The organism is Rhizobium sp. P1_E6 (assembly GCF_056405875.1).
The window spans coordinates 1-7,023 of the sequence record NZ_JBFUBG010000162.1 but is presented as its reverse complement, the minus strand read 5'-3'; the positions used below and the strand labels follow the sequence as shown (position 1 = coordinate 7,023).

The following is a 7,023-nucleotide window of genomic DNA, read 5'->3' as shown; positions in this document are numbered from 1 at the left end:
GCGGATGACATTGCCAAGGAACGACGCCGGCGCTTGAGAAAGCTGCGGCGCCATCCGCATCTGCGTCGTATGATCATTGAGAAACTGGAGGCCTACTGGTCGCCGGAGCAAATTGCCGGCCGTCTTCTGGCCGATGGGATCAGCTTGGTTCGGATCTGTGCCGAGACGATCTATCGGTTCATCTATGGCAAGGAAGACTACGGGCTTGGCCTTTATCGTTATCTGCCCGAGGCGCGCCGCAAGCGTCGCCGGCGTGGCTCGAGGAAGCCGCGCGACAGCGTGTTTCCAGCCAGCCACAGGATATCGCAACGTCCTGATTCTATTGGCGATCGATCGGTGTTTGGACACTGGGAAGGTGATCTTTTGATCTTCGAGCGTGAGCTCGGCCATGCGAATGTCACCTCCCTCGTYGAACGCAAAAGCCGCTACACCGTGATGATCAAGAACCCAAGCCGGCACTCGCGMCCAATCATGGACAAGATCATCAAAACCTTCTCGCCCTTGCCATCCTCGGCACGCCAGAGCTTCACCTTCGATCGCGGAACGGAGTTTGCCGGCTTCCGGGCTTTGGAAGATGGCATCGGCGCGCGCAGCTGGTTCTGCGATCCCAGCGCWCCSTGGCAGAAAGGYGCKGTSGARAATGCCAACAAGCGYATTCGKCGCTTCATGCCAGGCGATACTGACCTAGCAGGCATAACACAACACGATCTTACCCAACTTGCCCGCCACCTGAATGACCAGCCGCGAAGGTGCCTCGGCTACAAGACGCCTGCCGAGGTTTTTATCGCACATTTGCAAGAAGCAAGGTGATCCCCTACCCTGCAAAACGGGCATGATGCACTTGGGTTAGGTTCTCCACTCGCTGATTGGGGTCGCCTCCACAAACTGGTCGACTGCAACGATGCACTGGTCATCGCGGTGGCCGGTCGTCTTTAGGTATCGTCATTTCAGTTCCTTGACGCCTTTTCGTCTGAAACAGGCAGGCCGGCAGCCTCCAGTCCGGCAAGAAAACGCTCCTGGTCTTCGGGCCGCGCCAGCCGCTTGGCGACCTCTTGCCTGACGTTCGGAATCAATGCGGGTGACCTGAGCGCGATCCAGTCGAGTTGCTCCTTTGCCTCCGCCGTTTTTCCCAGCGTGCCGAGGATGGAGAGCAATACGAGGCGATGCATCGGATTGTAATTCAGGTCCGACATCCGGGACCACAGTTCCGCGGCTTGCGTGTCACCCCGCATGAAGGCACAAAGCGCCATTCCGACTTCGTAATATCCGTGTGGTCCGGCATTTCTGCTGATGGCCTTTGAAATCAGTTCGCAGCCCATGTCCCATTTTCCCGACATCGACAGGCGCAGGCCGTATTCACCCGCCACCTCGGTGTCGTTGGGATTGCTGGCATAGGCGGCCTCGCCGGCACGCATGGCTCCGATCGGGTCATTGCTGAAAAAATCGGCGAGCATCAGTGCTTGAAGAGCGCGCGCATTCTTCGGATCGAGCCGTACGGCGCGTTCGGCAAGTTCTTTCGCAGCGCTGAGCGTCGCGGCAGTCGGCTTCGTATTCAGCTGGTACGGAAAGCGGAACTCGTCGAGATGGGTCAGCGAAAGGAAGGCGGTGAGATTGGAAACATCGGGTGTCTTTTCGACTGCCCGCTGCAGACAGGATTTTGCTGCCTCATGCGCCTGCGCAGTCATTTCGCTGCGATAGCTGTAATAGGACAGAGTGCAGGAGAAAGCGTCGGCATTTCCGGCAATGCCCGCGGTGTCGGTCTCGAACATTACGCCGAACGGTCGCGCAACCGCCGCCGCAATATGATCGGCAAGGCTGGACTGCGTTTTCAGGATGCCCTGCACTTTCATGTCGGCATCGTAATTATTTGCCCAGATGACCACTCCATCCGCCCGTCGCACGAGCCTTGCCGTTGAGCGCAGGATGCTGCCTTCCAGCCGGACGCTTCCCTGGAGAGCGTAGAGCGGCTCCGACGAAGTCTGGCCTTCTTTACTGCGCGGCAGGACCGCAACGACCACTATGTCGTTGAAAGGGACGAGCTTTTCGATGATATCGTCGGTAATGCCTCGAGAGATACCGGACGCAAGTCCCTCTTCGGGAGCATTTTCAAAGCGTTCGACGATGATGGTAGGGCGACTGTCAGCCCCCCTCACCGTCTCGGCTCCCGTATCGAACAACCTTCCATGCTGAAGCAATGCCGCCCCCGCGGCGAGGATGATCACCACGCCCCCCGCAAGGAGCCAGGATCGGGGTCGTGACAAGTGCCTGCTGGCCCTGTCTCGTCTGATCGCATCTTGGCTGATCGTATCCCTGATGACATCGACCTGCTGTGCAGCGCCTCCCTCCGACATCGGCTGATTGGACTGCCCAGGTTTCGACATATCTGTGGGCTCAGCGCCCAGCCTCACGTCGAAAACCGGCGCATAGCCGCCGAGAGGAATCGTGATGATGATCCGGTCAGTGCCGCCGGCGGTCAGGTAATAGTGTTCCAGCTCCCTCCTCAGCCGCCCGGCTTCGATACGGACACATGGATCCTGCTGAGCATCGAAATTCGCATCCCTGCCGAAAACGGCTTGCGCGATGGTAAAGGCCTTCAGATACTCGCGACGGTCGGCAAGTGTTTCAGTCACCACAAATTCGAGGAATCTTCTCGCCCGCTCGGGAAGACGAAACTCCGGGCTCGAAAGAATGCGCTCAAGTTGCTGCTGCACCTCCTCCTGCGAAGGCGCGCTGCTGCTGGCCCTGTAAACGCCTGCGTTCGTCATCGGCTTTCCCCCAGAATCCGATTGCTAACAACCTGCAGCATACTGTCGTGGACGATAGTCCCGAGTTGCCGCAACGGCAACGCTATTCATAAGAAAGGACTAATTAACAAAAAGCCTAATAAATGGATCATCCGGTGGCCGGGACACATCTTCGCGGGCATTTGCCGGCGTAGGATACCGTATCCTACCGGATCGGACGTGTATTTTACTGCCTTCCCCTGCCCGCGCGCTTTATCATCGTCCATGCATTCTGGAGGAGGCGGCGATGACATCACCTGAGACGTCCACATCCCATTCAATGTCAAGCGCAGAGGAGCTGCGCAAACGTGCTCTGGAACTCCAGCTTCTGGAAATGGAGCGCAACGAAAAGATCAAGGCGCGCGAAGCAAAGAAACATGCGGAGTTCGTTGAGGATTTTTTCCGCAAGCAAATTGGTGAAACGGAGCGTGCCGTCATCAAACGTCTGGTGATGAAAGCCGCCGCAGACGGCAAATACGAGGCGCTGATCTACAGTTTTCCATCGACCTTCTGCACGGATAGCGGCCGGGCCATCAATAACAACCTTCCCGGATGGCAGAAAACGCTGCAGGGAAAGGGAAAGGAACTTCTCGAACTCTTCGAGGAGGTTGCCAAGCCTCAAGGCTACGGACTCAAGGCGATGATCATCAACTTCCCCGACGGTATGCCTGGAGACGTAGGTTTCTTCCTCACCTGGGAACCGCCAGTCGACTGACGGACAACAGCAGGCATGAGCGAAGGACGATCGATGTGAAAGCGACCGAGATCGAACGGAAGTTCCTGGTCCGCGACGACAGTTGGCGCGCCTGCGCCGACGAGCCTCATGTGTTGCAGCAAGCTTATCTCTATCTCTCCCGTCGCAATCGAAATTCTATCCGCGTGCGCGTGATCGATGGATGTTCAGCGCGCTTGACGATCAAGTTTCGCACGCTGAGCCTTGCCAAGGAGGAATACGAGTACGAGATTCCCATTGGTGAGGCTCGTGACCTCATCCTGCGCGCAGCCGGTCATGTCATTGAGAAAACGCGCTATCGCGTCCTCCATGATGGGCGAAACTGGGACGTGGATGTCTTTACCGGCGCCTATGAGGGGCTGACCCTCGCCGAGATCGAACTGGCGAGCGAGGAAGATCGGCCGAAGCTGCCGGAATGGCTCGGTCGGGAGGTCACAGGCAGAAAGCGCTACTCCAACCGCGCCATGGCAGCCGCTTTGCGCGTTCCGCCGGCGGCGCGGGAGATCGCCTGCGAAGATCCTAGTCGCTTACGACGCTCCAGTTGGCATCAGGATTGAATTCCTTGATCGCCGCGGCGCGTTCTTCCGTTTTAGGCCCCAGGTCGCGCTGGTAGATAACGTTCGACCCATTGACCATAAATGTCTGAACGCCGGTGACCCGATATTTGACGGGCCAGGCAATCAGCGCAAAACCGCCGGTCATATAGCCGTTGACGAGATAGCTCTGCTTGCCGCCCAGCACATTGTCTCCCTGGGACGTCAGGATGCGATAGCGATAGCCGAAATACCCCTCCCCGCGTTTGGCGGCACCGAAGGCGGCCGTTTCGACCAACGTGCTTGCCGGGCTTTCTTCGGGATAAACGTTCGGATCCCAGTACAGGCCATCAAGCTTGCCCGCGCTGCTGATCAATTTCTTTGCGAACTCATAGATGCCGTCACCGTCACGGTCCTCGGATGCGTATTGATACTGGGCCGAGACATATTCATGCATGGTATCGATGGTGGCGAGTTCATTTTCGCCGATGCGGCGATTAACGATCTCTTCGAGGCCGCGCTCAGTGTCGAAGGACCATTTGCCGTCCTTGCCCTCGGTCAGCGGAAACGGCAGTGGCCAGAGCCGATCGCCGATCGCAACGATCTTCATGCCATCCAAATCCCGCAAAATCGCCTGTCGCTCGGCACCTTCGCGGATCAGCCCGTAGGCGATCGTCGCCTCGTTGCTCGCCCGCAGCTTGTCCGGTTTCAAGCCGAGCAGAGCGGCAAGGTCGTCGAAATTGTTCGAGCCCAGCACCGATTTGAGCTTGTCCAGCGCAAGCTCAGGACTGTCGAATTTCGGTGACGGCGTTGCCGCCCGGTATTCGGCCAGATCTGTCGGCACTTGCGAAAACGCAGGTGCCGCCGGCATTGCACAAAGCAGTGTCGCAAGCATGAGCGGAATTACGGTCGATTGACGTTTCATGATGTAACTCCCTGAACTGGAAAGAGGTCTCACCGCCGTCTGCCGCCACCGCCACCGCGACCGCCGCCACCCTGCGGCCGCGGCCGATGCTGTGCGGGGCGAGCTGACTGGCGATGGGCGCCCATGCTCTGCGATCCGCGTTTGGAGGCAACCGCCTCACGGCGGCCGGACTGGACATTGCCGAGCGCGCTCGGCTGCCGTCCCCGATTGTCGGGTCTGGCGGCCATCTGCGGTTTATTAGGCCTATTGATGGATTTCTGCGCGGGTTTGGACGGGCGATTGGCGGCCTTCTGAGGACGCGCTTCGGGTCGGGATGCGGCTGGCCGATTGGCCGCCACTGGCCTGTTGGCTGCCGCTGGCCTATTTGCTGCCGTTGGCCTATTTGCCTGCGGTCTGTCCTTCAGGCCCTGCGCCGTGCTTTTTCGAATATCGTCCGCACGCGCCGCGTTGGCGCGATTGCTGGGTCTCTGGCTCGCCTGGATATCGTTGGCCCGGTTGCGCAGCTGGTTGCGGTTGTCGGCCTGCAGGCCGGATTTGATCGCCGAGCGGTCCATCTTCGAAAGCTGGTCCTTGCCAATGCTCAACTTGCTGCGATCGACCTTGCTCCAGTCGACGTCGTTCCACTTCAGCTTCCCATTGAAATTACGATCATTGAGGCAATTATTGCAGTCGATATCGATATCGCCGTTCCAGCGACCTCCCCAGACACCCCAGTCATCCCAATTGACGACCGCAGCCCAGGCAAGGCCGGTCACCGCGCCGGCAAAGAAGGCCGCACCGGGATAATAATAGCTGTCGTAGTAGTCGGGATAATAGGAGATCGGCGCCGACGCATAGCCGGGCTCATAGAGCATTTCCGGTGGATATTGCGGGATATAGATCTTTTCCGGATCTGTCGGCCGGATGATGATATTGTCGTTTTCGGTGACGACCGTCACCTTGTCATCCGTCTTGATGATGTTCTTTTCCACCGCTTCGTCGCGAAGCTGCTGGATGGCAATCAGGACGTCCTTCTGCTGGTTGGCGAGCGCATCGGCGAGCGCCTGGGTCCAGTCGAGATCCTCACTCATCATCTTGACGATATCTGGATAGTTCAGCAGGGACACGACGCTGCCGTCCCAATCGCTCTTGGGTTTGAGGTCGGAATTCTTCTTTTTCGCCTCCAGGAAGCGCTGTGCCTCGATGATCTGAAGTGGAAAAAGCGAGGCGGCCGAAATTGCCGCGACCAGCTCGTCCGGATAGAGCGCGATGCGCGCCACGAGAACTTCAAGCTCGTCATCCGTCAGACGCGTGGTTTCAGCCTCTTCGGCACTTGGCTGGGCCGGGGCTGCTGCCGGCGCGGGAGCTTGTGCCTGCGCGGGGAACGATGGCGGCAATGCGATGATTGCCAGAGCTGACAATCCGCCAAGCAGTTTGCCACAAAGCAGTTTGCGGGAAATTGCTTTCATCGCGCATGGACCTCCCTTTAATCGGTTGAATGACAGATGCGCTTACGGAAACTTCGGGCCGGTTTGCGGCGACCGCCGGAGCACGACTATTTTCGATTGGGTGATCGCCTCCCCCATCTCTTTCAACAGGGCCTCGACGAGGCCCGCATATTCCAGCCGGCGCGCCTCCCTAACCGTCTCGGGCAACCGCTCGACATGCGCCAGAGCCTGTGCTGCTGCAGTGAGATCTTCGCACATGCTGTGAAAGGCCTCGTTTACATAGAAAAGGCGCTGCACCACCCGCTTCTGGTCGGGGAAATAAGTCTCAGCCGTCTCAAGGACGGACAAATATGTCGATCCACTTTCTCCCGGCACCATCTCCGCCCCCGCCGCCGAACTGCGCTAAGCAGATGCGTGAACTATATAACAGGCGGATCGGCGGCAGACGTAAAATACGTGATCTTACATTAGCCGACTTCCAAAAATCGTGGCGAATTCGGGACGCAGAGGCCGGATTGCCATCCCCCTTGCCGTTCCCGCCTCTTTTGATTTCTGCAAGGACGATCCGCCTGGGCGCAGCCGCTGCCGACGCCCCGATAGAGGTTACGCGATGCTACGGGCC

At 58.5% G+C, this 7,023-nt stretch carries 7 protein-coding genes; 3 read left to right on the top strand and 4 right to left on the bottom strand.

The features are described from left to right. On the top strand, positions 1–810 hold an 810-nt coding region (locus tag AC1D35_RS34185; protein ID WP_477942308.1), incomplete at its 5' end, for an IS30 family transposase. Between the two features lie 137 nt (positions 811–947). On the opposite strand, the gene AC1D35_RS34180 is transcribed toward AC1D35_RS34185, so the two are convergent. After that, the gene (locus tag AC1D35_RS34180) at positions 948–2,765 is read right to left on the bottom strand and encodes a hypothetical protein (RefSeq protein ID WP_477853389.1); all 1,818 of its coding nucleotides are present in this window, start codon (positions 2,763–2,765) and stop codon (positions 948–950) included. 265 nt (positions 2,766–3,030) lie between these two features. Here AC1D35_RS34180 and AC1D35_RS34175 point away from each other — a divergent pair, with 265 nt between their 5' ends. Together AC1D35_RS34175 and AC1D35_RS34170 are read left to right on the top strand one after the other, a co-directional pair. After that, positions 3,031–3,498: a hypothetical protein gene (locus AC1D35_RS34175; protein WP_113296451.1), complete on the top strand. Its 468-nt coding sequence runs from the start codon at positions 3,031–3,033 to the stop codon at positions 3,496–3,498. A gap of 35 nt (positions 3,499–3,533) precedes the next feature. Further along, positions 3,534–4,073 (top strand): CYTH domain-containing protein, encoded by a 540-nt coding sequence (locus AC1D35_RS34170; protein ID WP_477853391.1) that lies wholly within the window; start codon positions 3,534–3,536, stop codon positions 4,071–4,073. On the opposite strand, the gene AC1D35_RS34165 is transcribed toward AC1D35_RS34170, so the two are convergent. The 3 genes from AC1D35_RS34165 to AC1D35_RS34155 are packed head-to-tail and all read right to left on the bottom strand — an operon-like array spanning position 4,036 to position 6,779. Continuing rightward, a complete protein-coding gene (locus AC1D35_RS34165) occupies positions 4,036–4,974 on the bottom strand; it encodes a DUF2950 family protein (RefSeq protein ID WP_477942305.1) in 939 nt (312 codons plus the stop codon). The two genes, AC1D35_RS34170 and AC1D35_RS34165, sit on opposite strands and share 38 nt — an antisense overlap. 29 nt (positions 4,975–5,003) lie before the next feature. Beyond that, the gene (locus AC1D35_RS34160) at positions 5,004–6,422 is read right to left on the bottom strand and encodes a DUF3300 domain-containing protein (RefSeq protein WP_477942303.1); all 1,419 of its coding nucleotides are present in this window, start codon (positions 6,420–6,422) and stop codon (positions 5,004–5,006) included. Positions 6,423–6,464: 42 nt separating this feature from the next. Next, on the bottom strand, positions 6,465–6,779 hold the full coding sequence (locus AC1D35_RS34155; RefSeq protein WP_113296455.1) for a hypothetical protein: 315 nt from the start codon (positions 6,777–6,779) through the stop codon (positions 6,465–6,467). Positions 6,780–7,023 lie beyond the last annotated feature (244 nt).